The following is a 24,877-nucleotide window of genomic DNA, read 5'->3' as shown; positions in this document are numbered from 1 at the left end:
GAGGTCGCGACATGAACAAACCACATCCCTTGCACGGCCCGAACAGACTGAAGCTTGGCGTCTTCTCGACCAATGCCGACGGCGGGCTTGCCATCACCGATGTGCCGGAACGCTGGACGGCAAATTGGCAGGACAATCTGACCGCGGCGCAGATCGCCGACCGCGCCGGGCTGGAGTTCATGCTGCCGATCGCGCGCTGGCGCGGTTTTGGCGGCCGCAACAAGGTGCGCGAATGGTCGTTCGAGACCTTCACATGGGCGGCGGCCCTTGCTATGGCCACCGAGCAGATCGGCCTGTTCATGACCGTTCATGTGCCGCTGGTGCATCCGCTCTATGCCGCCAAGGCGCTGGCGACGGTCGACCATATCAGCCAGGGTCGCGCGGGCTTGAACATCGTCTGCGGCTGGAACCCGAAGGAATTCGGCATGTTCGGCACGCCTCTGGTCGAGAAGGGCTACGATCAGGCAGCCGAATGGATCGAGATCCTCGAAAAGCTGTATGCCTCGCCCGAGCCGCTCGATTACGAAGACACCTACTACCGCCTCAAGGAAGCCGTCAGCCGGCCAGCCAGCCTGCAGGTTCCGCGCCCCGTGACCATGAACGCCGCTTTCGGCGGGCCGGGCCGCGATTTCGCCGCCGCCCGATGCGACTATCTGTTCACGACCTTTTCCGAGATGGGCGATGCCGGCAAGCATGTCGCCGATATCAGCGAACGGGCCGACAAGGCGGGCCGCGACGTCGGTGTCTACACGGTTGCACATGTTGTCTGCCGCCCGACGATGGAGGAGGCGCAGGCCTATTACACGCGCTATGCCGTTGATATGGCCGACCACGACGCGGTTGATGCCCATATGGCCGGCAAGAAGGAATTCTCGCAATCGCACGACCCGCATGCCTATGACCGCTACCGGCAACGTTTCGCCGGTGGCGCCGGGACCTATCCGCTGATCGGAACGCCGGAAACGATCGCCGCCGACATGGCCGCCATTGCCGGGCACGGCTATCAGGGCATCGCGCTGTCCTTCGTCAACTACACGCAGGAGCTGCCTTATTTCTGCGATCACGTGCTGCCGATTTTGAGACAGGCGGGACTACGCGAATAATTTATTCTGCGCGGGCAGTTATTCCGGTGATTGGTTATTCCGGTATAACTGCCGTGGCCTGAATCTCCACCTTGGCGCGGTCCTCGACCAGCGCCATCACCTGCATGGCGGCCATTGCTGGAAAATGCCGGCCGATCACCTCGCGATAGGCCTCGCCGATACCCCTAAGGTTGGCGAGGTATTCGGCCTTATCGGTGAAATACCAGGTCATCGAGGTGATGTGCTGCGGCCCCGCACCGGCCTCGGCCAGCACCGCGACGACGTTCTCGAGCGTCTGCTTCACCTGGCCGACGAAGTCGTCGGTTTCGAACTGGCATTGCCCGTTCCAGCCGACCTGTCCGCCGACGAAGACGAGCTGCCCGCGCGCCGCGACGCCGTTGGCGTAGCCGACAGGTTTCGCCCAGCCTTCCGGCTGCAGAATAGTGTGCATTCAAAACCTCCCGGTATTCCAAAAACCAATTTTCAAAATCGAATGCCCGTCAAATCTCTGCCGTCAGGCCGCGCCCATCACTTGCCGCGCGATCACCACCTTCTGCACGTCGGAGGCACCCTCGTAGATGCGCAGCGCGCGGATCTCGCGATACAGGCTTTCGACGATATGGCCTTTGCGGACGCCGTCGCCGCCATGCAGCTGCACCGCCTTGTCGATCACCTCTTGCGCCTTGTCGGTGGCAAACAGCTTGGCCATCGCGGCCTCGCGCGTGACGCGGGGCGCACCCATATCCTTCGTCCATGCGGCGCGGTAGACCAGCAGGGCGGCCGCGTCGACATCGAGCGCCATGTCGGCGATATGACCCTGCACCATCTGCAGTTCGGCCATCGGCGCGCCGAACAGTTTGCGCTCGGCCACGCGTTTGATGCTTTCATCCAGCGCGCGGCGGGCAAAGCCGAGTGCTGCCGCCCCTACGGTTGAGCGGAACACGTCGAGCACCGACATGGCGATGCGGAAGCCGTCGCCGGGCTTGCCAATCAGTGACGAGGCGGGCAGGCGGACCTGGTCGAACGACAGGCGCGCCAGCGGATGCGGCGCAATCACTTCCAGCCGCTCGGCAATGCCGAGGCCCTTGGCGTCGCCAGGCACGAGGAAGGCCGAGAGCCCCCTGGCGCCCGGCGCCTCGCCGGTGCGGGCAAAGACGACATAGAGGTCGGCGATGCCGCCATTGGAGATCCAGGTCTTTTCACCCGACAAAACATAGCTGTCGCCGTCGCGGGTCGCCGTCATTTCGGTGTTGGCCACATCCGATCCCGAGCGCGGTTCCGACAGGGCAAAAGCGGAAATCGCCTTGCCGGCGCGCGTCTTCGAAAGCCATTGCTGCTGTTGCGGCGTGCCGAACAGGCTGAGCGCGCCGGTGCCCAGCCCCTGCATGGCGAAGGCGAAATCGGCCAACCCGTCATGGCGCGCGAGCGTCTCGCGCGTGATGCACAGTGTGCGCACATCGAGTGGTCCAGGATTGTCGGTGTCGAGTGCCGTCGGCTTCAGCCAGCCGTCTCTGCCGAGCTTGCCCACCAGCTCGCGGCAGGCGGCGTCGACATCATGGTGATCGACTGGCAGGTTTTCCGCGCACCATGTCTCCAGGCGTTCGGCCCACTCGCGATGGCGGTCTTCGAAGAACGGCCAGTTCAGGAAGGAGCGGTCAGGCATTGGTGCCTCCGGTACTCGGGCCTTGCGCTCTACGGCGCCCCCCTCTGTCCTGCCGGACATCTCCCCCACGAGGGGGAGATTGGCTGGCACGGCCGTCCCGCCAATTCTGCTACGTTTGATAATGGCGAAACCAAAGCGGATAGCCGATCTCCCCCCTCGTGGGGGAGATGTCCGGCAGGACAGAGGGGGGCGCTGTCCCGCCAACGTCTCCATTGAAACGCTCATCCTCAATCCCCCTCGAACACCGGCTTTTCCTTGGCCACGAACGCCTTGTAGGCGCGCTCGAAGTCGCGGGTCTGCATGCAGATCGCTTGCGCCTGCGCTTCCGCTTCGATCGCCTGGTCGAGACCCATCGACCATTCCTGGTTGAGCTGCGTCTTGGTGATGCCGTGGGCGAAGGTCGGGCCGGAGACGATGCGCGCCGCCATGTCGAGTGCGTCGGCCTCCAGCGAGGCGGCATCGACCAGCCGGTTGTAAAAACCCCAGCGCTCGCCTTCCGCCGCCGTCATGGTGCGGCCGGTGTAGAGCAGTTCGGCGGCGCGGCCCTGGCCGATGATGCGCGGCAGGATCGCACAGGCGCCCATGTCGCAACCGGCGAGGCCGACGCGGGTGAACAGGAAGGCGGTCTTGGCTTCCGGCGTGGCGATGCGGATGTCGGAGCTCATCGCAATGATGGCGCCGGCGCCGACCGCGACACCGTCGACCGCCGCAATGATCGGCTTGCCGCAATTCAGCATCGCCTTCACGAAATCGCCAGTCATGCGGGTGAAGGCGAGAAGCTCTTTCATGTCCATCTTGACCAGCGGGCCAATGATGTCGTGGACATCGCCGCCGGAGCAGAAATTGCCGCCATTGGAGAGGAACACCACGGCGTCGACATCGTCGGCATAGACGAGGTCGCGGAATGTGTCGCGCAGCTCGGCATAGCTGTCGAAGGTCAGCGGGTTCTTGCGCTCCGGCCGGTCGAGCCGGACCTTGGCGATCCTGCCCTCGACCTCCCACAGGAAATGCTTCGGCTTGCGCCCGGCCATCGCGGTCATTCGCGTCCCTCCCAGTTGCTGCGGAACGAGGTCAGCATGCCGGTCAGCCGGCGCGCGTCGTCCTCGCTGACCTTGCCCAGTAGTTCACCGATCCAGCCTTCATGCGCCGCGGCGATCGTGGCGAAGGCCTGCGTGCCTTCCTCTGTCAGCCGCACCATCGATGTGCGGCGGTCGCCATTGCGCCGCGCGCGCGCAACAAGGCCTTCCGAAACCAGCCGGTCGATGATGCCCGTGACATTGCCGTTGGAAACCAGCAGGAAGCGCGACAGGTCGCTCATCAGCATGCCTTCCGGCACCCGATAAAGGGCTGCCATCACATCGAAGCGCGGCAGCGTCGTGTTGAAGTCCTTCTTCAGGCGCTCGCGCAGCTCGGCCTCGATCGTGCGCGAGGCACGCAGCAGCCTGATCCACAGACGCAAGCGGTCCTTGCCGGGTCCCGACGGCGCGGGCAGGGGGCCGGCTACCATGTTTCGCCTCCTGAAATGGAAATCGCCTGTCCGGTGATCGACTGGGCGGCGTCGCCACAGAGCCACAGCACGGCGGCGGCAATCTCATCCGGTTGGATGAAGCGGCCTTGCGGATTGGTCGAGGCAAGGCTCGACCGTGCCTGCTCGGCCGAGCGGCCGGTCTTCTCGATGATGCGCTGGATGGTTTCTTCCAGCATTTCGGTTTCCACAAAGCCCGGGCACACGGCGTTGACGGTCACGCCGGATTTCGCCGTCTCGACCGCCAGCGCCCGCATCAGGCCGACGACGCCATGTTTGGCGGCGACGTAAGGTGCGACATAGGCGTAGCCTTTCAGCCCGGCCGTGGAGGCGATGAAGACGATCCGCCCCGCCTTGCGCGCGGCCATCCCGGCCAGCGCCGGCTTCACCGTCAGGAAGGCGCCGGTCAAATTGACGTCGAGCGTCCGCTGCCAGTCGCTGAGCGCGGTTTTGTGCGCCGGCGCGCTGCCGGACATGCCGGCATTGGCGACGACGATGTCGAAGGGTCCGCGCGCGGCTTGCGCCCTTTCGTAGAGCGACGCCATTGCCGCCTCATCGGTGACGTCGGCGGCGATGCCGAAAATGCCTTTGCTTTCGCCAGCCACTTTGGCAAGCTCGGTGTCGCGCCGGCCGCAGATGGTCACATCGATACCGGCGCCAGCCAAGGCCAGCGCAATGGCCCGGCCGACACCGGAGCCGCCGCCGGTGACCAACGCATGTTTACCCGCAATCATGCGCGTATCCTCGAAACATGGCGCTGCCCCTCGCCCTCACGCAAGATCGACGCCATGGCATGCACAGGTCTTCTGTGACTAGCATGAGTGATTAGCCCGATGCCTGGTTGCCAAGTGGTTCCCCCAATCCGTCGCTGCTTCGCAGCGCCACCTTCCCCCTCCGGAGGGAAAGGAAGGGAGCCTCATGGGACGAGCATCGGCGGCAAAGGGCTCGCGCCCTTCCTCTCCCCCGTCGATCGGGGAGAGGTGGCGCTGCGGAGCAGCGACGGAGTGGGGGTCGACCAGCGCAGCGCGAGACAATGAATGCGCCAAGCTGCCCTGCGTACTATTACGGCGAGAAGGTGCCGGCTGGCGGATGAGGGGCGGCGCTGATGTGGCAAACGAAAAGCGCTCATACTTTCAGCCCCGCTGCGGCGTCGCGCTCGGCCAGCCGGTAGAGCTGGTCGCGTCCGGGCAGATAGGGATCCGGCCATCTGACACCACGGTCGCCGAGCGTGACGGCGGCATGCAGCGTCCAGTAGGGATCGGCGAGATGCGGCCGTGCCAGCGCCACCAGGTCGGCGCGGCCAGCCATCAGGATCGAATTGACATGGTCCGGTTCGTAGATGTTGCCGACCGCCATCGTCGCCATGCCGACCTCGTTGCGGATGCGGTCGGAAAACGGCGTTTGGAACATGCGGCCATAGACAGGCTTTGCCAGGGCCGAGGTCTGGCCGGCCGAGACGTCGCAAATATCGACGCCGGCCTCATGCAGCAGCCGTGCGATCTCGACCGCATCGGCAGGCGTCACGCCTTCGATGCCGACCCAGTCATTGGCCGAAATGCGCATCGAGATCGGCTTCTCCGCCGGCCAGGCGGCGCGCACCGCGCGGAAGATTTCGAGAGGATAGCGCATGCGATTGTCAAGCGAACCGCCATAGTCATCCGTGCGCCGGTTGGTGACCGGCGTGATGAAGGACGACAAGAGATAGCCGTGCGCGGCGTGGATCTCGAGCATGTCGAAGCCGCAGCGATCGGCCATCTCGGCCGAGGCCACGAATTCGTCGCGCACGCGGTCCATGTCGGCGCGGTCCATCGCCTTCGGCACCTGATTCTGCGGTGACCAGGCAACGGCCGAGGCCGCTATCACAGGCCAGTTGCCCGAGGTCAGCGGCACGTCCGTGCCCTCCCAGCCGAGCCGGGTTGAGCCCTTGGCGCCGGAATGGCCGATCTGGGCGCAGATCTTGGCTTCGGTTTCGGTGTGGACGAAATCGACCAGCCGCTTCCACGCCACCTCATGCTCGGGCGCGTAGAATCCCGGACAACCGGGCGTGATCCGCCCTTCCGGGCTGACGCAGGTCATCTCGATATAGATGAGCCCGGCGCCGCCCTTGGCCCGTTCCGCGTAATGGGTGAAATGCCAGTCGGTCGGACAGCCGTCGACGGCCTTGTACTGCGCCATCGGCGAGACGACGACGCGGTTCTGCAGCTTCATGTCGCGCAGCTTGAACGGCGCGAACATCGGCGCGCGGCGCAGGCTGTTGCCGCCGGCGCCCGCCTGGCGCTGGAACCACTCCTCCGCGCCGCCCAGCCATTCGGCATCGCGCAGCCGCAGATTCTCGTGGCTGATGCGCTGCGAGCGGGTCAAAAGCGAATAGTTGAACTGCACCGGATCGAGGCCGAGATAGCGCTCGACCTCCTCGAACCATTCGAGCGAATTGCGCGCCGCCGATTGCAACTTCAGCACCTCGGTGCGGCGGGCGTCCTCATATTTGCGGAAGGCAGCCTCGAGGTCCGGCTCGGTTTCGACATACTCGGCCAGCGCTACGGCGCTTTCCAATGCGAGTTTGGTGCCGGAGCCGATCGAGAAATGCGCCGACGCCGCCGCATCGCCCATCAGCGCGAGGTTCTTGTAGGACCAGCGCTCGCATAGCACGCGCGGAAAATTGATCCATGCCGAACCTCGGATGTGGTTGGCATTGGTCATCAGCGCGTGGCCGCCGAGATGTCTTTCGAAGATACGCTCGCAGACGGCGATCGATTCCTGCTGCGACATCGCGCCGAAGCCGAAGGCAGTCCAGGTTTGTTCGCTGCACTCGACGATGAACGTCGCGGTGTCGCTGTCGAACTGGTAGGCGTGCGCCCACACCCAGCCATGCTCGGTCTTCTCGAAGATGAAGGTGAAAGCGTCGTCGAATTTCTGTTGGGTGCCGAGCCAGACGAACTTGCATTTGCGGGTGTCGATGTCGGGCTTGAAGATGTCGACGAAGCTGTTGCGCGCCCTGGAGTTCAGGCCGTCGGCGGCGACGACCAGATCATGCGTCTCCATATAGGGCTTGGGATCGGCGATATCGGTCTCGAACATCAGCTTGACGCCGAGTTCGCGCGCCCGGCGCTGCAGCAGGACCAGCAGACGCTTGCGGCCGATGCCGCAGAAGCCGTGTCCTGACGAGACCGTGCGCACGCCGTCATGGATGACGGCGATGTCGTCCCAGTAGGCAAAATGCTTCTTGATCCAGACGGCGCTGACCGGATCGTTTTTCGACAAATTGTCGAGCGTCTCGGCCGACAGCACGACGCCCCAGCCGAACGTGTCGTCGGCGTGGTTGCGCTCGAACACCGTCACATCGTGCGCGGCGTCCCTCAGCTTCATCGAAATGGCAAAGTAGAGGCCGGCTGGTCCGCCGCCGAGAACCGCAACCTTCATCTGTGCGATCTCCTCTTCGCTTGCTGGAGTTCAGTATCGCGCCGGCGGCAAGATATTTCAAGCTTAAAGTTTTATATCGAAACGATTGTCCTGATATGGCGAAAGCGCGCTTGCGTGTCATCGCGCAAGCGCGCTGCCGGATCATTTTTCCGGGCTCTTCGGGCTCCACAGCACCGTCTCGGCGCCCTTCTCATAGGCCATCCCATCGGGATAGCTGATCGCTTCCAGTTGCAGTCCCCAAGGCGCCTGGAAGTAGAGAATGGTCTGGCCGGCGGCAGGCCCTTCCTTGACTGGCAGCGGTCCCATGCGTGTCTTGACGCCCTTGCCGTCGAGATAGGCTTTGGCCGCAGTGACATCGTCGACATAGAGGGCAATGTGGAAGCCGCCAATGTCGCTGTTCTTCGGCGTCAGGTCCTTCTGGTCAGGTGCTGTGTATTTGAAGAGCTCGATGTTCGATCCATAGCCGCAGCGCACCATGGTGACCTCTTCGATCACCGCCTTCGGATCGACACCCAGCAGATCCTGCATGAACGTGCCCTTGTCGTCGGCGAACGGGCCGAACGACATCGCCTTCTTGCAGCCGACCACCTCGGTGAAGAAGTCGACCGCCTGCTTCATGTCGGGCACGGTGATGCCCGTGTGGTCGTGGCCGCGCATGCCTGGGATCGAATCCGCCGAGGCCATGCCGGCGCTGCCAAGAATTGCCGCGGCGAGCGTTGCATTTCGAAGTATCGTCTTCATGTCCGTCCTCTCCATTGGCGGGACCTGGGTCTTTGCGGTCGCATGTCCGAACCCCGCTTTTCGGCGTGCGTATGCATTCAAGTCGGCGGCTTGGCCGCGGCAGGGATGTCCAGCCAGCCGGCGTCGATTTCAGGCAGTGGAATGGCTGCGATCAGGTCGCGCGTGTAGGCTTGCCGCGGCTTGTCGAACAAGGCGTCGGTGGCGCTGGCCTCGACGATCACGCCTTCGCGCATGACGATGACTTGCCGGCACAGCCGCCGAATGACCGACAGATCGTGGCTGATGAAAGCGACGGTCAGGCCCATCTCCGCCGCGAGCTTCTCCAGCAGGGTCAGGATCTGCGCCTGCGTCGACACGTCGAGACCAGAGACGATCTCGTCGGCCAGCACGAATTTCGGCGACAGCGCCAGAGCGCGCGCAATGCCGACGCGCTGACGCTGTCCGCCCGACAGTTCATGGCGATAGCGGCTGGCAAAACTCTGCGGCAGGCCGACGCGTTGCAAGGCCTCGGCGACGCGCGCCTTCAGATCGTCGCCGAGGCCATTCTGCTTCAGCGGTGCGGCGATGATGCTGGCAATGGTGCGGCGCGGGTTGAGCGACGACATCGGATCTTGAAAAATCATCTGAAGATTGCGGCGCAATGGCCGCAGCTCCGCTTCCGGCAGACGGGTAATGTCGCGGCCGTCGAAAGTGATGCTGCCGGCGCTGGGCTCCAAGAGGCGCACCAGAGCGCGGCCGAGCGTTGATTTTCCCGATCCGGATTCGCCGACGATGCCGGTCACCGAGCCCTTGGGGAGATCGAAATCCAGCCCTTTCAGGATCTCGGCCAATGGCGCGCGGCCGATCAGCGGCTTGCGCGTCATATCGGGCAGCGCGACCTTCAGCCCGCGCACGGAGAACAACGGTTCAACCATGCGGCCGCCTCCAAGCCTGGTCTGCGGCAGCGATCTCTGAAGCAAGCCCGGCGAGTACTTGGTCGTCCACTGGTTTTAGCGAGGCGAAAGGATCGGTGTAGCGTGGCGTCGCCGCCATCAGCGCGCGTGTGTAGGGGTGCTGCGGCGCGGCAAACAGTGCTGCGGTCTCGGCCTCCTCCACCACCTTGCCGGCATAGAGCACCGACACCTTCTGGCTGATCTTGGCGACGACGCCGAGATCATGCGTGACGAACAGGATCGCCGTGCCGTGCTCGCGCTGCAATTGCACGATCAGCCGCAGGATCTGCTTCTGCACGGTGACATCGAGCGCCGTCGTCGGCTCGTCGGCGACGATCAGCCGTGGCTCGGCGGCGAAAGCGGCGGCGATCAGCACGCGCTGGCGCATGCCGCCGGACAATTCGTGCGGGTAGCTTTTCAGCACGCGGTCGGGGTCGCGGATCTGCACCTCGTCCAGCAATTGCCGGATGCGCGTATCGGCCTTCTCGCCACTCCAGCCGAGGATGCGCACCAGCCGGTCGGTCATCTGCGAGCCGATGCGCCGCGACGGGTTGAGCGCGGTCAACGGGTCCTGCGGGATCAGCGCGGTGCGCGCGCCGATCAGCGTGCGCCGTGCCTTCGGCTGCAGCCTGCCGAGGTCTTCGCCCTCGAGCAGCATGTCGCCTTCGACAATTCGCACGCTTGACGGCAGCACACCGAGCACCGCCTTGCCGATCATCGTCTTGCCGGCACCGCTTTCGCCGACCAGCGCGCGGACCTCGCCGGGCTGGACGGAGAGCGACACCGAACGCAGCACGCGCTGGCCGCTGGGCAGCACGGCGCTCAGATCTCTGATCTCGAGGCAGGCGCTCATCGCAGCACCGGATCGAAGCGCGTCTTCAGCGCCTCGCCGAACTGGCTGAACGACAGCACTGTCAGGATCAGCGTGATCAATGGGAACACCAGCACCCACCAGGCCTGATGGATCGACAGCCGGCCCTCGGCGATGATGCCGCCCCAGGTCGGGTCGTCGGTCGAGATCGACAGATTGACGAAGGACAGGATTGCCTCGACGATGACGGCGATGCCCATTTCCAGCGACAGCAGCGCCACGATCGACGGCACCACATTGGGCAACACTTCGCGCAGCATGATGCCGATGCGGCCATAGCCGGCGATGCGGGCATTCTCGACATAGTCCATGCGCGACTGGCCCATCGCCTCGGCGCGGATCACCCGGCAGAAACGCGTCCAGTCGATGATCGCGATGGCGAGGATCACGGAGCTTAGGCCGGTGCCGAGCACGGCAACCAGAAGGATGGCGAACAGCACTGGCGGAAACGCCATCCAGACATCGACGATGCGCGAAATGATGCGGTCGGCCCAGCCGCCGAAATAGCCTGCGATCAGCCCGAGCGTCGAGCCGACCAGGCAGGCGGCGATGGCCGCGGCAAACGCGACGATGAAAGCGATGCGGCCGCCGAAGATCAGCCGGGAGAGCAGGTCGCGGCCGAGGCTGTCGGTGCCGAGCCAATAGCCGGGTTCGGCTCCATTCATCCAGAATGGCGGCAACCGTTCCAGCATCAGATCCTGCGCCAGCGGATCCTGTGGCGCGACCAGTGGCGCGAAGATCGCCGCCAGAAGCGCCAGCAGCAGCCAGCCGCCGGCCAGCCACAAGCGCGGCGACACGCCTCGCCTTCTCGCGCGTCCCTCATCCATGGCGCAGCCTCGGATTGAGCAGCGCATACATCATGTCGACGCTGAGGTTGATCAGCACGAACAGCAGCGCGAAGACCAGCACGATGCCCTGGATCAGCGGCAGGTCGCGGTTGATGACGGCATCGATCGCCATATTGCCGAGGCCTTCATAGGAAAACAGCCGCTCGACGATGACCGTGCCGCCGATGAGGAAGGTGAACTGCACGCCGACCAGCGTCAGCGTCGGCAAAGCGGCATTCTTCAATGCTTCGCGCAGGATGACCTGCGTTTCCGAAAACCCCTTCACCCGCGCCAGCACGACATAGTCGAGGTCGAGAATTTCCTTCAGCGACTGTTTCAGCAGCTGCGAGATGATCGCCGCCAGCGGCAGCGCCAGCGCCACGGCCGGCATCAGCATGTGCTTCAGGAGATCCCAGGTGAGGTCGAGGCGCAGCCGAAGCAGGCTCTCGAACAGATAGAACTGGGTGACGAAGGGCAGGTCGAGCTGCGGCGACACCCGGCCGGAAATGTCGAAGATCGGCACCAGCACGCCGAACAGAAGGATCAGCACCAGGCCCCACAGGAAGTCGGGAATGGAGAGTGCCGCGCCGCTGGCGATGTCGATGCCCGCCTCGACCGCCGTGCCACGCTCGCGCGCGCCGATGATCGCCGTGGTGCCGCCGAGCGCCACTGCCATCACAAGCGCGACGATCGCAAGCTCCAGCGTCGCCGGCAGCCGGTTGAAGACGAGGCCGAGCACCTCTTGCCGCAGCGAGATCGAGGTACCGAAATCACCCCTGGCCACGCCGGACAACCAGATGAAGAATTGTTGGACGATGGTCTTGTCGAGCCCGTAGAGCGCGCGCAGCCGGGCGATGTCGGCATCCGTCGCACCGGGCGGCAGCATCATGGCGATCGGATCGCCGGGCGCGACGCGGATCACGACAAAGACGACGACGGCCACGCCGAACAGCGTGATCAGCATCGTCAGAAGACGGATCAGGAATCGTTGCAGGAGCATTCCGGCGTAAGCCTACTGCGTTTTGGTGGCTGGAACGAAAATCCCCTCATCCGGCCGCTTCGCGGCCACCTTCTCCCCGAGGGGAGACGAGGTCGCTGACAGCTGAGCCGGTCTCTTCTCCCCAGCGGGGAGAAGGTGGCCCGAAGGGCCGGATGAGGGGGCCTGCGTCGTTAAAGAAGGCACGCCGTCTCGCGACAGCGTGCCTTCCCATATTGGTCAGGCCGGGGTCATCAGGGCTGGCAGCAGCGCGCCGGACACATGTTGCACCACATTAACGCTCTTGGCATGCACGATCGGCTGCGCATACTGCATCAACGGCAGCACATAGGCCTGCTCGGCGATGTATTTGTCGACAGCCTTCCAGCCGGCAATGCGCTTGGCCTCGTCCTTCTCGCCCCACAGCGGGTTGATCATGTCGATCAGATCCTGGCTGTCCCACACCGAATGCGGGCTCGGGCCGTACATGGCAAAGCCGGTCGAGGTGGTCGGATCGCCGATGGCGTTGCCCCAGTTGTAGAAGGCGGCCGGCGCCAGCTTGTCGGCGGCGCGCAGCTCATAGTGCTTGGCGATCTCGTAGACTTCGATTGTCGCCTCGATACCGACCTTGCGCCACATGCCGACGATCGCCTGAATCATCTCATAGTCCTTGGGCTTGAAGCCCTTGGTCGTCTGGATGGTGAACTTGACCGGCTTTTCCGGCGAATAGCCGGAGGCAGCCAGCAGTTCCTTGGCTTTCTCCGGATTGTGCTCGACCTTGATCGACGCATCGTAGGCCGTGTATTCCGGCGTCTCCAGCGTGTCGATCGGCTGGCCATAGCCGCGCAGCAGGCGATCGACCAACAGCTTCTTGTCGATCGACATGACGGCTGCCTGGCGCACGTTCTTGTCCAGCATCGCCTCGATGTCGTTGAAGAAGATCATGCCGATGTCGGAAACGTTCTTGCACGAGCCGGCCAATCCGTCCTTGGCGATCAGCCGGTCATACTCCTCATAGGGAATTTCGAGCGTCACCTGCGAGGAACCGGATTCGATCTCGGCGACGCGGCTTGCCGCGTCAGCGACGAACTTGATCGTCACATTCTCGAAGGCCGGCTTGCCGCCCCAGTAGTTCGGGTTGGCCTTGAGCCGCAGGAAGGCGTTGCGCTCGAATTTTTCGACCATGTAGGGGCCGGTGCCGATCGGCGCTTTCTCGAAGCCTTCGGCGCCGACCTTCTCGTAATAGGCCTTCGGCATGATGTAGCCGGTCAGGAACGACATCCATTTGAAATAGACCGGGTCGAACTGCACGACATCACCGGTGATCTTGTTGCCGTCGATCTTGAAGTTGTTGACGTTCTTCCAGACGAACTGGATCGGGTTGCCAGTCTTTTCGTCACCCGCCCGCTGCAGCGACCAGACCACGTCCTCGGCCGTGAACGGCGAGCCGTCATGCCAGGTCACGCCTTCGCGCACCGTCATCGTGATCTTGGTGCGGTCGTCGTTCCAGCCCCATTCGGTGAGCAGGCCCGGCGCGAAGGACAGGTCTGGCTTTTGGGGAATGAATTGATCGAACACCGACTGGTAGAGACCCTGGATCGTCGGGTTGACGGCCGAGGGGCCGGTGGTCGGATCCCAGGACGGCAAGTTGACATTATAGGCGATGGTCAGTTCGCCGGCAGCCGCCTTGGCGATCTGCGGCAGGCCGACGGCGGCCACCCCGAGTGCCGCGGCACTGTATCCCAGCAATTCGCGTCTGTTGATTGTCATGGTCGTTCCCCTTGTTGGTTTTCTGTTTTCTGCGCGCGTCGTCTTCAGTTCATTGGTTCAGGCTTCTTGGGCAGCAGTTGCCCTCTTTCGCCTGTGTGAAATCTTCGGCTCCTACCTCCCGCCAAGCTGTTGCGCGAGCATGTATCCGGAAGCCGCACCGGTCCCGGCGCCCGGCCACGTTGCAGCACCGGTGAGATGCAGGTTGCCGACCGGCGTGTTCCAGCCGGCATAGCCGCGCACCGGGCGAAACAGGAAATTCTGCGCCAGATGATGGCTGCCGCAGACCTGATCGCCGCCGACGAGGTTCGGGTTCTCGCGCTCGAGATCGATGGGCGAGAACACCGCCTGGCCGAGGATCTTGTTTCGCAGGCCGGGCGCATAGGTCTCGATGATGTCGAGGACACGGTCGGCGTAGACCTCCTTGACCTTGTCCCAATGCGCTGGCGCGATCTTGCCTGCCGCATCGCCAAGGATTTCGGCGGGCAGCATGCGCACCTGCACCCACAGCACATGCTTGCCCTGAGGCGCCCGCGACGGGTCGATCGCCGTCGGCTGACCGACGACCAGCACCGGCTCGTCCGGCAGTATGCCCGCCATCGCCTGCTGATAGGTGCGCGACATGGCGTCGAGCGACGGCGACAGATGGACATAAGCAAACTTCTGAAGCTCAGCGCTGGCGCGCCAGTCCGGCAGATCGTCGAGCGCCAGATGGATCATCATCGTGCCCGGCGCGTATCGGAATTTTTGCATCGCCTTGTCGAAGCCGGTGTCGCTAGAACCATTGGGCAGCAGTTTGCCGGTCAGCGCCTTGGGCGCGACGCCGGCAATCACCGCCCTGTTGGCGGTATGGGTCTCACCGGAAGCAAGCCGCACGCCGGTCGCCTTGCCGGCCGAAACCGTGATCTCGGCCACGTCGGCGCCGGTGAAGATCTTGCCGCCGGCGGAAGTCACCATGCCAGACAGAGCACGGATGATGGTGTCGGCGCCACCCTTGCCCAGCACCATGCCGAAACTCTGGTTGGCCATCGATTCCAGATAGGGGAACACGGCGCCGCCGGCGATGTCGGGCGCGAAGTCGAGATGCATGCCCCAGGTGGCGAGCGTTGCCCTGATATGAGGCGACTCGAAGTTCTCCTCCAGCCAGGCGCGTGGCGAAGACAACAGCAGCCGTCCCGTATCGAGCGCGCCGGCAGTGCCCTTCTTGCGCCACAGGTTCCACGCCGTGCCGACAAGCGCGCGGGCGCTCATCGGCGAACCCAGCAGCCGGAACAGATGCTCGGCCTCCGCCGGGAAGGCGGCGACCAATCTGCGCCATGTCGCGGCGTCAGTGGCGGAAAAGGCGGCCATCCGCGCGGCGGTCTTTTCCAGGTCGTTGCTGACGCCGAACCAGCGTCCGTCCGGAAAGGCGCTGGCGAAACAATCGGCGACGGGCGCGAATTCCAGCCCCTGCGCTTTCAATTCATTTGCATATTTCCGGTGGAAGGCGGAGCCGGCGAACAGGCTGAGATTCATCGCGCCGAAATCGTGACGGAAGCCGGGAAGGGTGAATTCGCGCGTCTGGACAGCGCCGCCGATTGCTGCGCTGCGCTCGAAAATCCCGATTTTCCAGCCTTTGAGCGCCAAATGCGCGGCGCATGCCAGACTGTTGTGGCCCGCCCCGACAAAGATGGCGTCAAACTCGCTCACGCCCCGTTCCCATTTCCTTTATGCTTAAAGATAATTGCAGATGCATATGTTTTCGTCTAGTAGGATATTAAGGGCCGAGACGAGCCTTGATCATCATCACGAAAGAGGGAACTTCAGACCATGGACACCCAAAAACTCCTCGGCGAAGTCGCCGGCCAGCTTCTTTCAGGCGCCATCAAGGTGGTCGACCTGTCGGCGCCGCTCGGACCCGACACGCCGTTGATCAAGCTGCCGCCGGAGCTCGCCGTCGACACACCCAAGGTCGAGATCCACAACATCTCCCGCTATGACAAGAACGGTCCCTGGTGGGCCTGGAACTGGCTGAAGCTTGGCGAACATTCGGGCACGCATTTCGATGCGCCGCAGCACTGGATCTCTGGCAAGGATTATCCGGACGGCGCCACCGACACCATTCCGGCGCAGAACTTCGTCGGCCCGGTCAATGTCATCGACTGCTCGAAGGAAGCCGCCGCCGACCATGATTTCCTGCTCACCGTCGACCACATTAAGGCATGGGAAGCCAAGCATGGCGCGATCAACGCCGGCGAGTGGGTGGTGATGCGCACCGACTGGTACAAGCGCAACGGCTCCGAAGCCGAGTTCCTCAACGCCAACGAGACCGGCCCGCACACGCCCGGCCCGACGGCCGAAGCCATCCAGTTTCTGATCAGCAAGGACATCAAGGGCTGGGGCTCGGAGACGATCGGCACGGATGCCGGCAAGGCCGGTGGCATGGAGCCGCCGTTCCCGGCGCACACGCTGATGCACAAGGCCAACCGCTACGGTCTAGCCAGCCTCTGCAACCTCGACCAGCTGCCGCCGAAGGGTGCCATCCTGATCGCGGCGCCGCTCAAGATCGAACACGGCACCGGCAGTCCGATCCGCGCGCTGGCGCTTGTGTCTGGGCAGTAAGGAGATCTTCGGGAGAAGGTCATGCAGGTTGGCGAAGCGATAGGGAGGCAGGTTGACGGCGCTCGCGCCTTACGGCGCCCCCCTCTGCCCTGCCGGGCATCTCCCCCACAAGGGGGGAGATTGGCGGCTTCCGCGACGGCTCCCATCTTGCAACGTAGAAAATTGGCGAAAGCCGAGATGATAGCCGATCTCCCCCCTTGTGGGGGAGATGTCCGGCAGGACAGAGGGGGGCGTCGTAGAGGGCCGCCCTCCCATGCCCATCCGCTGCCCACAGGAAACGCCCAATGAACGCCCCCGATCACATCATCGTCGGCAGCGGCATCAACGCGCTGGTCTGCGCGGCGATGCTCGGCGGCAAGGGCGCCAAGGTGCTTGTCCTGGAGCGCAACGACCGCATTGGCGGCTGCATGCGCACCGAGGAGATCACCGCGCCCGGCTTCATCCATGACGTGATGGCGACGACCTTCGTGCTGTTCATCACCTCGCCGGCCTTTGCGGTACTCGGCGCCGACCTTGCGCGGCACGGGCTTGAATTCTGCCATACGGCCAAGCCGACCGGCGTGCTGCGGCCGGACGGCAGCTATGCCGTGCTCACCACCGACCGCGCCGCCAATGTCGCTGCCCTCAACGCAATCGCGGCAGGCGACGGCGACCGGCACGCGAACGATGTCGGCGGCATCGAGCGCAATGCCGGCCTGCTGTTCGGCCTGCTCGGCGGCAGCCTGTGGTCCTATCCGACCGCGAAGCTTTTGGCCGGCGATGCCTGGCGGCGCGGCTCGCGTGGCCTTGCCGCCTTTCTCGGCGAAGCACTCGTGCCGGCGCGCAGCTGGCTGGAAAGCACCTACCAGTCCGAAACCATCCGTGCGCTGTGGGCGCCCTGGGTGCTGCATGCCGGGCTCGGACCGGAAGATGCATTCTCCGGCCAAATCGCCAAGGTGATCGCCTTCGCGCTGGAGGCGGCCGGGGCACCGATCGTCAAGGGCGGCGCGCAGAACCTGCTGGCCGCCTTCGAGGCATTGATCACCGAGCGTGGCGGCGTCATCTCTACCGAAGCGGACGTTGCTTCCATCATCCTGGCTGGAGGTCGCGCCACCGGCGTGCGGCTGGCCTCGGGCGAAACGGTCCATGCGAAGAAGAGCGTCATATGCTCGGTCACGCCAACGCAGCTCTATGGCAGGCTGCTTGGCGCGGATGCACCCAAAGCCGATGTCGAGGCGACGCAAAAATACCGCTACGGCAAAGGCAATTTCCAGATCCACTACGCGTTGGACAAACCGCCCTCATGGCGGGGCGAAGGCCTGGACAAAGTGGCGCTGCTGCACCTGACACCGGGACTGGATGGCGTCTCGAAGGCCTGCAACGAGGCGGCGCGCGGCATGCTGCCTGAGGTGCCGACCATCTGTGTCGGCCAGCCGCACGCGCTCGATCCGTCGCGCTGTCCGGAGGGCAAGGCGATCCTGTGGCTGCAACTGCCCGAGGTACCACGTCACATCGAGGGCGATGCCGCAGGCAAGCTGCAGGCGCCGGCTGACGGGCAATGGACCGACGCGTTGCGGGAAGCTTATGCCGATCGCGCCGAAGCGATCCTTGCCAGCCATATCGACGGCTTCAAGGACAGCGTCATCGCGCGCCGCGCCTATTCGCCGGCCGATCTCGAAGCGATGAACATCAATCTTGTCGGTGGCGATCCCTATGGTGGCTCCTCGACCATCGACCAATCGTTCCTGTGGCGGCCGTTCAAGACCAGCCGCAACCACCAGACCGGCATCAAGAACCTCTACCATATCGGCGCCTCCACCCATCCCGGTGCCGGCCTTGGCGGCGGCTCCGGCTTTCTCCTGGCGGGGAGGCTGTGATGGAACAGAAGGTTGCCGAAAAGCGCCAGCGCATCTCGACCCTGGGGCAGATCGGCCTGCAGCAATTCGCGCCCTATCTGATGAACCGCATCATGGGCCGCTACAACGCCACCTTGCGCGACGATTTCCGCAAGCAGGGGCTGACCATTCCGCAGGTACGCACGCTCGCCGTGCTGTCGGTCACCGACGGCATCACCGTCAACGACCTGTCGGTCTACACTGTGATCGAGCAGTCGACCTTGAGCCGGACGCTCGACTCGCTGGAGGGCCAGGGCCTGGTACGGCGCGAGCAAGGTGTCACCGACAGCCGCATCCGCCACGTGTTCCTGACCGACGAGGGCCGCGCCGAATTCACCCGCGCCTGGCCTGCCATGCATGACGCGTTCGAGGCGATGTTCGACGATATCGACGACGCTGAATATTCCGCACTCATCGCGACGCTTTTGAAGATGCTGAAAAACATTCGCAAGCACGACATCTAGCATGACCCCGAAGAGTGGATACCGGTTCTCGGAAGAGGTCATGCTCAAGCAGATAGACCTACGCGCCGCCAGCCTCAGGCGGTAACGGAAGGATTGAAAAAATGGCCGAACGGTCTTTTGCCAAGGAAGTCGAGAAGCTCAGGCTCGGCGCCGGCGAGGAATTTGCCGGCGAAGGCATCCTCGCCATCACCAAGGCGCTGCTGCAATGCGGTGTCGGCTATGTCGGCGGCTATCAGGGCGCGCCGATCAGCCATCTGATGGATGTGCTGGCCGACGCGCAGGACATTCTGGGCGAGCTCGGCGTGCATTTCGAGGCCAGCGCCTCGGAAGCCACCGCCACCGCCATGCTGGCCGCCTCGGTGCATTATCCGATCCGCGGTGCGGCGACCTTCAAGTCGACGGTCGGCACCAATGTCGCCTCCGACGCGCTGGCCAATCTCGCCTCCGGCGGCGTCACCGGCGGCGCGCTGATCATTGTCGGCGAGGATTATGGTGAGGGCTCCTCGATCATGCAGGAGCGCAGCCATGCCTTCGCCATGAAGAGCCAGGTCTGGCTGCTCGACCCGCGCCCGAACCTGCCGTCGATCGTCAAGGCGGTGGAGGATGGCTTCGAGCTGTCGGAGATTTCCAACACGCCGGTCATGCTGCAGGTCCGCATCCGCTGCTGCCATGTCCACGGCCATTTCATCGCCAAGGACAACAAGCGGCCGCCAATGACGGTTGCCGATGCGCTTGACGCGCCGCGCCGCGACACCGGCCGCATCGTGCTGCCGCCCGCTTCCTTCCTGCATGAGAAGGAGAAGGTGCAGAAGCGCTGGCCGGCGGCGGTGGACTTCATCCGCAAGAACAAGATCAATGAATTCTTCGGCTCGGATCATGGTTCGGTCGGCATCGTCATGCAGGGCGGCATGTACAATTCGGTCATCCGCGCGCTGCAGCGGCTCGGCCTTGCCGACACTTACGGCGACACCGATGTGCCGCTCTACGTGCTCAACGCCGTCTATCCGCTGATCGATGACGAATTCCTGTCCTTCTGTGAGGGCAAGCAGTCGGTGCTGGTCGTCGAGGAAGGCCAGCCCAACTACATCGAGCAGGCCTTTGCTTCGATGCTGCACAAGGCCGGTCGCGGCACCAGGCTGGTCGGCAAGGAGCATTTGCCGATGGCCGGCGAATACACCGGCCAGGTCATGCTCGACGGCATCGGCGCCTTCCTGCGCGTCGAGGCGCCGCATCTGCTGCCGGGCGAGGTGCGCGCCCCCAACAAGGTCGGCGACGGCGTCGACGCCGCAGACCTGATCAATGTCGTGCCGGGCCGGCCGCCAGGCTTCTGCATCGGCTGCCCCGAGCGGCCGATCTTTGCCGCGACCAAACTGGTCGAGCAGGAACTCGGCAAGCACCACATCGCCTCCGACATCGGCTGCCACCTGTTCTCGATCATGCCGCCTTTCGAACTCGGCGCCACCACCATGGGCTATGGGCTTGGGCCGGCTTCGGCCTCCGCGTTCAATTCGCCTGATGCCAAGCGCCGTTCGATCTCCTTCGTCGGCGACGGCGGCTTCTGGCACAACGGCCTGACCTCCTCGATCGGCAATGCGGTGTTCAACAAGAATGACGGCGTCATCGTCATCGTCGATAATTTCTATTCGGCGGCGACCGGCGGCCAGGACATCCTGTCATCGCGCGCCGGCAACAAAACCAAGTCGACGAAGCATCCGATCACCGAGGCCGTGAAAGGCATGGGTGTCAAATGGCTTCGCCATGTCGACCGCACCTATGACGTCACCAAGATGCAGGACACGCTGCGCGAGGCGCTGACGACGGAGGAGAAGGGGCCGAAGGTCATCGTCGCCTCGTCCGAATGCATGCTCAACCGTCAGCGCCGCGAAAAGCCGCTGGTCGACAAGGCGATCAAGGGCGGGGAGCGGGTGGTGAAGCCGAAGTTTGGTGTCGACGAGGACATCTGCACCGGCGACCATGCCTGCATGCGGCTGTCGGGCTGCCCCTCGCTGTCGGTGAAGTCAACAGACGATCCCCTGCGCGACGATCCGGTCGCCCATATCGACCAAAGCTGCGTCGGCTGCGGCAATTGCGGCGAGGTCGCCGATGCGGCGGTGCTCTGCCCATCCTTCTACCGCGCCGACGTCGTCCACAATCCGAGCCGCTGGGACCGTTTCCTGGAAGCCGCGCGCCGCGCCACCATCGGCCTGTTGCAGCGCCGCCGCGAAAGCCGGCGGCTGACCTTCGCCGATGCTTGACGCCGTCCCCCCCACTTCGCGCCCACGCCGGCGCTCAGGATAACGAGCGTGTCATCAAGCTTGCCGTGCTGGCGGTCGGCGGCCAGGGCGGCGGCGTGCTGGCCGACTGGATCACCGACGTTGCCGAGCGTAGCGGCTTTGTCGCGCAATCGACCTCGGTCGCCGGCGTCGCCCAGCGCACCGGCGCCACCATCTATTATGTCGAGATGGCCCGCGACACCGGCCGCCTGCCGGTCTTCGCGCTGTCGCCCTCGCAGGGCGATGTCGATATCCTGATCGCCGCCGAACTGATGGAAGCCGGCCGCGCCATCATCCGCGGCTTCGTCACGCCCGAGCGCACCACGCTGATTGCTTCCTCGCACCGCATCGCCGCCGTGTCGGAAAAAATCGAGCCGGGAGATGGCCGGGCCTCGTCGTCCAAGGTGCATGCGACGGCGGAAGCCGCATCGAAGCGCTTCATCGCCTTCGACATGGAAAAGATCGCCGCCGACAATGGCTCGATGATCTCGGCCAGCCTGCTTGGCGCGCTGGCGGGGTCCGACGCGCTGCCGTTCTCTCGTGAGAGCTACGAACAGGCGATCGGTGCCGGCGGCCGGGGCGTCAAGGCGAGCCTCGCCGCCTTTGGCGCTGCGTTTGATCGCGCGCGCGGCACGGCAGCACCGGCGCCGAAGCCGGCCGAGCCGGCGATTGTCGAATCGGCCCTGGGCGCCGGACAGGTGAGTGGCCCGCAAAACCTGCTGCAAGGCTGGCAGGCCTTGGCCGCGCGCATCGATCTGTTGCCGGTGGCCGTGCGCGACATGGCGCTCCGGGGCCTGAGAAAGGTCGTCGATTATCAGGACATCGCCTACGGGCGCGAGTATCTCGATCGGCTGGACAAGGCGGTCGCGCTGGACGGGCCGGACCGCGGCTACAGCCTGTCCATCGCCGCCGCGAAGCACCTGGCCAACGCGCTGTGCTACGACGACATGATCCGCGTCGCCGATCTGAAGACACGCTCGACGCGCGACAAACGCGTCCGCCGCGAGGTCGGCGTCAAGGACGGCTCGATCCTGCAGGTGACCGAGTATTTCCATCCGCGCATCGAGGAGTTCTGCGGCACGCTGCCGGCAAGCCTAGGCAGCTACATCGAAAACCGTCCGAAGTTCGCCGCCTTTCTCGATCGCCGCATCAACCACGGCCGCCGCATCCGCACCGACAGCTTTGCCGGCTTTGCCGCCCTCTGGTTCATCGGCGGCCTGCGCCGCTGGCGCCGCAGCCTGCTGCGCCACAAGGTCGAGATCGCGCATCTCGATCGCTGGTACGCGCTGGTACTCGACCATGTGCCCCAGGATTATGCGCTGGCTGTCGAGATCCTCAACTGCCGCCGGCTGATCAAAGGCTATAGCGACACCCACGTCCGCGCGCAGTCGAAATTCGACCGGGTGCTGTCCGCGCTAGATCTGCTCAAGGGCCGAGCGGACGCCGCCGACTGGCTTCGCCGCCTGCGCGAGATGGCGCTGAAGGACGAGAAGGGCGACATGCTCGACGGTGCGCTGAAGACGGTGGCAACGCTGGGGGACGAAGTCGATTAGCGCGTCCGCAACGGGACCTTCTATGCGGCTGTATCTTATGCCAAGGACTTAAAGGTGTGCTCGACCCCGTTGTCTGCACAAAACTTTTGAAACTTGTCTACGGCCCGTTCTTCGTTGGTGTATTTGTCTCTTAAAAGTGCGAATGCGAGGTGGGCGAGAGCCTCTGTGGGTACATCGACCCAGAACTCGTAATCGTCATCCCCCCAGAATTTCTCAACTTTCGGACCCATGTCGTGGCCGAGGATACGTGCCCCCTCTGACGACACATCGAGGTAGACCTTCCGGTATTCCACGTCGTCTTGCAAAAACAGTGTTGCAGAATGTGCCATTCTTTCTTTGTCCACTCCCCTCGGTATCGGTGATTTTCGAAAGTAGGGACAATTTGAGCGGGCGTGCAAGGTCTTAGGTTGTTGTGTGCGGGCGGTGGGCTGAAGACCGTAGCGATTGCAGGGCCGGATCCAATCTAACGGGTGGCGTCCGCGGACTGGAGCGATGGCGCAAGCCCACGCAGCGGCGCCGCCTCCGGATAGAGATGCAAGAGCCCCGAATCGACGCGCCGGCGCAGATGCGCATCCATTTCGGCCCGATCCTTGCAGCCGTGGAACTGGCTACCGCAATGGTCGCGCAGGCGCACGAGATCGGCCATGACAGGCGACATCGGCAGGCCCGCCGCTTCGAGCAGGCTTGCGCTGAGGAAGCCGACATCGAGTGGCGTCATGTCAGGCATCGGATGGCGCAGTGGGTGGTTGAAGGTGGTGAGCGTGTAGAAGGTGCGATAGGCAAGCGAGCCAGGGCTCGCCAAGGCGTCGTCGCCGGCGATGGCGTCGACGAACGGCTTTGTCGCTGACGACTGGTGATCACCAAATTCGAGCACCACGGCGCCGCGTTTGCCGGCATCCGCTTGCCTGTTGTCGAGGAAGTCCTGGAAATCGCCGCGCGCCACCGCCATCCGGCGTAGATATTCATTGGCCTGGAAATCATCCGAGAAAGGCTCGCCCTCGACCTTCACCTCAGGCTCCATCCGCCCCTCATAGGGCGAGTGCGGAAACATGGTCTGGATCTCGAGGAACAGCGGGCGGCCGTCCTCCTTGCGGTGCCTGGCGATGAACGCCTCGGCTGCGCGATAGTAGAAGTTGTCGCGCAGGTGATAGAAGGGCGCGGCGATGTCCTTGATGTCGAGCACGGTCTCGAAACCGATCGACTTCAGGAACGGCCCTTCATTGACGAACGAAAAGTCCATTGGCGTCATCACGACAGTCCGATAGCCGCAGCGCGCCAGCACCTCCGGCAAGGCACCGGCGACCTTGTCCTGCAGGGTGATCGTCAGATAGGGGCTTCGCCAGCCGAAATCGGTGGCCGACAGACCGGTCATCAGCGACAGATTGGTGATCCAGGTGCCGCCGCCAAACGTCTCGACCTGCATCGGATGCGGCGTGCCGGCCCCGGGTGCGAACCTTTGCAAGAAGCCCGCGCCATTGCTGAGCTGCGGAAAATAGCCGGGATCGGACTGGCTTTCGCTGAGCACGAAGAAGATGTCAGGAAGGTTCGCGCGGTCACCGCAATCGACCGTGTCGGCAAAAGGCGGCTGTGGCGCGACGGCTTGCAGCCGCTTCTCGAAGGCCGATTCGACGACCAAGTTGCGCAAATCCAGCAGCGAGACGAAGAAGGCCGACATGTGCCGGCCCTGCATATAGTAGAAATAGCGGTCCTTCGATGCCTCGGCCGGAAAGGTCACCGGCACCAGAACGACAAGCGCCGCCATGACCAGGACGCGTGCCGACACCGGCCAGCCAATTTTCCGATCGATCCGGAACAGAAGGATCGCAGCCCCGATGCCGAGCCCCAGGGCAATGACGACGGGCGCGATCAGATGGAGGTAGGATCCGAGCAGGAAGCGATACACTTCCGGGTCCCTCGACACGAAGACCGCGTCGTAGAAGTGCAGCGAAAACCCCTTCATCCTGAACTTGATCGCTGAAACCACCGTGATGAAAGCGATGCCCATCCAGGCGAGATAGACGGAAAAGGCCAGGCGTCCCGAAGCCAGGAACAGAAGTCCGGCAAGGGCTGCCACCAGCGCCAGCGAGAACGGCACCGACAGCCATTCGTGCTCGGCCCGTCCGGCGGCGAAGACGCCGGCGAGGCTGACCACGGCCAGCGTCAGCGGATGGCAGAGCACCCGTCCAAGGATTTGAAGCTGAACCACAGATTTTCCCATGAACATGCCTGAGCATAGTTTCGGGAAACTCTTCGATTATTCGTGGGCTAAGAACAAATGTATAGTGAATTTAACCTTAACTCCGGACTG

21 protein-coding genes are annotated in these 24,877 nt (G+C 64.0%); 6 read left to right on the top strand and 15 right to left on the bottom strand.

The window, feature by feature from the left end:
* Positions 1 to 11: 11 nt before the first annotated feature.
* On the top strand, positions 12 to 1,103 hold the full coding sequence (locus HB777_25745) for an LLM class flavin-dependent oxidoreductase (GenBank protein ID QND66987.1): 1,092 nt from the start codon (positions 12 to 14) through the stop codon (positions 1,101 to 1,103).
* Positions 1,104 to 1,137: 34 nt separating this feature from the next.
* On the opposite strand, the gene HB777_25740 is transcribed toward HB777_25745, so the two are convergent.
* The 13 genes from HB777_25740 to HB777_25680 form a co-directional block, all read right to left on the bottom strand.
* Entirely contained in the window at positions 1,138 to 1,533 is a 396-nt protein-coding gene (locus HB777_25740) for a RidA family protein (protein ID QND66986.1), read from the bottom strand.
* A gap of 63 nt (positions 1,534 to 1,596) precedes the next feature.
* Complete coding sequence (locus tag HB777_25735; GenBank protein ID QND66985.1) at positions 1,597 to 2,745, bottom strand: acyl-CoA dehydrogenase; 1,149 nt, start codon at positions 2,743 to 2,745, stop codon at positions 1,597 to 1,599.
* A gap of 227 nt (positions 2,746 to 2,972) precedes the next feature.
* Positions 2,973 to 3,785 (bottom strand): enoyl-CoA hydratase family protein, encoded by an 813-nt coding sequence (locus tag HB777_25730; GenBank protein ID QND66984.1) that lies wholly within the window; start codon positions 3,783 to 3,785, stop codon positions 2,973 to 2,975.
* Positions 3,782 to 4,252: a MarR family transcriptional regulator gene (locus tag HB777_25725; protein QND66983.1), complete on the bottom strand. Its 471-nt coding sequence runs from the start codon at positions 4,250 to 4,252 to the stop codon at positions 3,782 to 3,784. Before HB777_25725 ends, HB777_25730 begins: the two co-directional genes overlap by 4 nt.
* Positions 4,246 to 5,004: an SDR family oxidoreductase gene (locus HB777_25720; GenBank protein ID QND66982.1), complete on the bottom strand. Its 759-nt coding sequence runs from the start codon at positions 5,002 to 5,004 to the stop codon at positions 4,246 to 4,248. Before HB777_25720 ends, HB777_25725 begins: the two co-directional genes overlap by 7 nt.
* A 391-nt stretch (positions 5,005 to 5,395) precedes the next feature.
* Positions 5,396 to 7,690 carry a bifunctional salicylyl-CoA 5-hydroxylase/oxidoreductase gene (locus HB777_25715; protein QND66981.1) on the bottom strand — a complete coding sequence of 765 codons (2,295 nt, stop codon included), beginning with the start codon at positions 7,688 to 7,690 and terminating at the stop codon, positions 5,396 to 5,398.
* Between the two features lie 141 nt (positions 7,691 to 7,831).
* A complete protein-coding gene (locus HB777_25710; protein QND66980.1) occupies positions 7,832 to 8,431 on the bottom strand; it encodes a glyoxalase in 600 nt (199 codons plus the stop codon).
* Between the two features lie 77 nt (positions 8,432 to 8,508).
* Positions 8,509 to 9,345 carry an ABC transporter ATP-binding protein gene (locus HB777_25705; protein ID QND66979.1) on the bottom strand — a complete coding sequence of 279 codons (837 nt, stop codon included), beginning with the start codon at positions 9,343 to 9,345 and terminating at the stop codon, positions 8,509 to 8,511.
* Positions 9,338 to 10,216 carry an ABC transporter ATP-binding protein gene (locus tag HB777_25700; protein ID QND66978.1) on the bottom strand — a complete coding sequence of 293 codons (879 nt, stop codon included), beginning with the start codon at positions 10,214 to 10,216 and terminating at the stop codon, positions 9,338 to 9,340. The genes HB777_25705 and HB777_25700 overlap by 8 nt, the downstream gene beginning before the upstream one ends.
* Entirely contained in the window at positions 10,213 to 11,061 is an 849-nt protein-coding gene (locus HB777_25695; protein QND66977.1) for an ABC transporter permease, read from the bottom strand. The genes HB777_25700 and HB777_25695 overlap by 4 nt, the downstream gene beginning before the upstream one ends.
* The gene (locus tag HB777_25690; protein ID QND66976.1) at positions 11,054 to 12,061 is read right to left on the bottom strand and encodes an ABC transporter permease; all 1,008 of its coding nucleotides are present in this window, start codon (positions 12,059 to 12,061) and stop codon (positions 11,054 to 11,056) included. Before HB777_25690 ends, HB777_25695 begins: the two co-directional genes overlap by 8 nt.
* Before the next feature lie 216 nt (positions 12,062 to 12,277).
* Complete coding sequence (locus HB777_25685) at positions 12,278 to 13,807, bottom strand: ABC transporter substrate-binding protein (protein QND66975.1); 1,530 nt, start codon at positions 13,805 to 13,807, stop codon at positions 12,278 to 12,280.
* A gap of 111 nt (positions 13,808 to 13,918) precedes the next feature.
* On the bottom strand, positions 13,919 to 15,493 hold the full coding sequence (locus HB777_25680; protein QND66974.1) for an NAD(P)/FAD-dependent oxidoreductase: 1,575 nt from the start codon (positions 15,491 to 15,493) through the stop codon (positions 13,919 to 13,921).
* Between the two features lie 120 nt (positions 15,494 to 15,613).
* Here HB777_25680 and HB777_25675 point away from each other — a divergent pair, with 120 nt between their 5' ends.
* The 5 genes from HB777_25675 to HB777_25655 all read left to right on the top strand — a co-directional run bounded on the left by HB777_25675 (position 15,614) and on the right by HB777_25655 (position 22,569).
* Positions 15,614 to 16,405, top strand: a complete 792-nt coding sequence (locus HB777_25675) for a cyclase family protein (protein QND66973.1) — start codon at positions 15,614 to 15,616, stop codon at positions 16,403 to 16,405.
* A 284-nt stretch (positions 16,406 to 16,689) separates the two neighbouring features.
* Positions 16,690 to 18,261 (top strand): NAD(P)/FAD-dependent oxidoreductase, encoded by a 1,572-nt coding sequence (locus HB777_25670; GenBank protein QND66972.1) that lies wholly within the window; start codon positions 16,690 to 16,692, stop codon positions 18,259 to 18,261.
* On the top strand, positions 18,261 to 18,743 hold the full coding sequence (locus HB777_25665) for a MarR family transcriptional regulator (protein QND66971.1): 483 nt from the start codon (positions 18,261 to 18,263) through the stop codon (positions 18,741 to 18,743). The genes HB777_25670 and HB777_25665 overlap by 1 nt, the downstream gene beginning before the upstream one ends.
* Positions 18,744 to 18,844: 101 nt before the next feature.
* A complete protein-coding gene (locus HB777_25660; protein ID QND66970.1) occupies positions 18,845 to 20,998 on the top strand; it encodes an indolepyruvate ferredoxin oxidoreductase subunit alpha in 2,154 nt (717 codons plus the stop codon).
* Positions 20,995 to 22,569 (top strand): indolepyruvate oxidoreductase subunit beta family protein, encoded by a 1,575-nt coding sequence (locus tag HB777_25655; GenBank protein QND66969.1) that lies wholly within the window; start codon positions 20,995 to 20,997, stop codon positions 22,567 to 22,569. Before HB777_25660 ends, HB777_25655 begins: the two co-directional genes overlap by 4 nt.
* A 35-nt stretch (positions 22,570 to 22,604) precedes the next feature.
* Here HB777_25655 and HB777_25650 read toward each other — a convergent pair whose 3' ends face one another.
* Positions 22,605 to 22,898, bottom strand: coding sequence for a hypothetical protein (locus HB777_25650; GenBank protein ID QND66968.1), 294 nt, complete (start codon positions 22,896 to 22,898; stop codon positions 22,605 to 22,607).
* Between the two features lie 134 nt (positions 22,899 to 23,032).
* Positions 23,033 to 24,787 carry a sulfatase-like hydrolase/transferase gene (locus HB777_25645; protein QND66967.1) on the bottom strand — a complete coding sequence of 585 codons (1,755 nt, stop codon included), beginning with the start codon at positions 24,785 to 24,787 and terminating at the stop codon, positions 23,033 to 23,035.
* Positions 24,788 to 24,877: the final 90 nt, after the last annotated feature.

Source organism: Mesorhizobium loti, from assembly GCA_014189435.1.
Taxonomy (GTDB): Bacteria; Pseudomonadota; Alphaproteobacteria; order Rhizobiales; family Rhizobiaceae; genus Mesorhizobium; species Mesorhizobium loti_G.
This window is presented reverse-complemented; position numbering and strand designations above follow the sequence as displayed.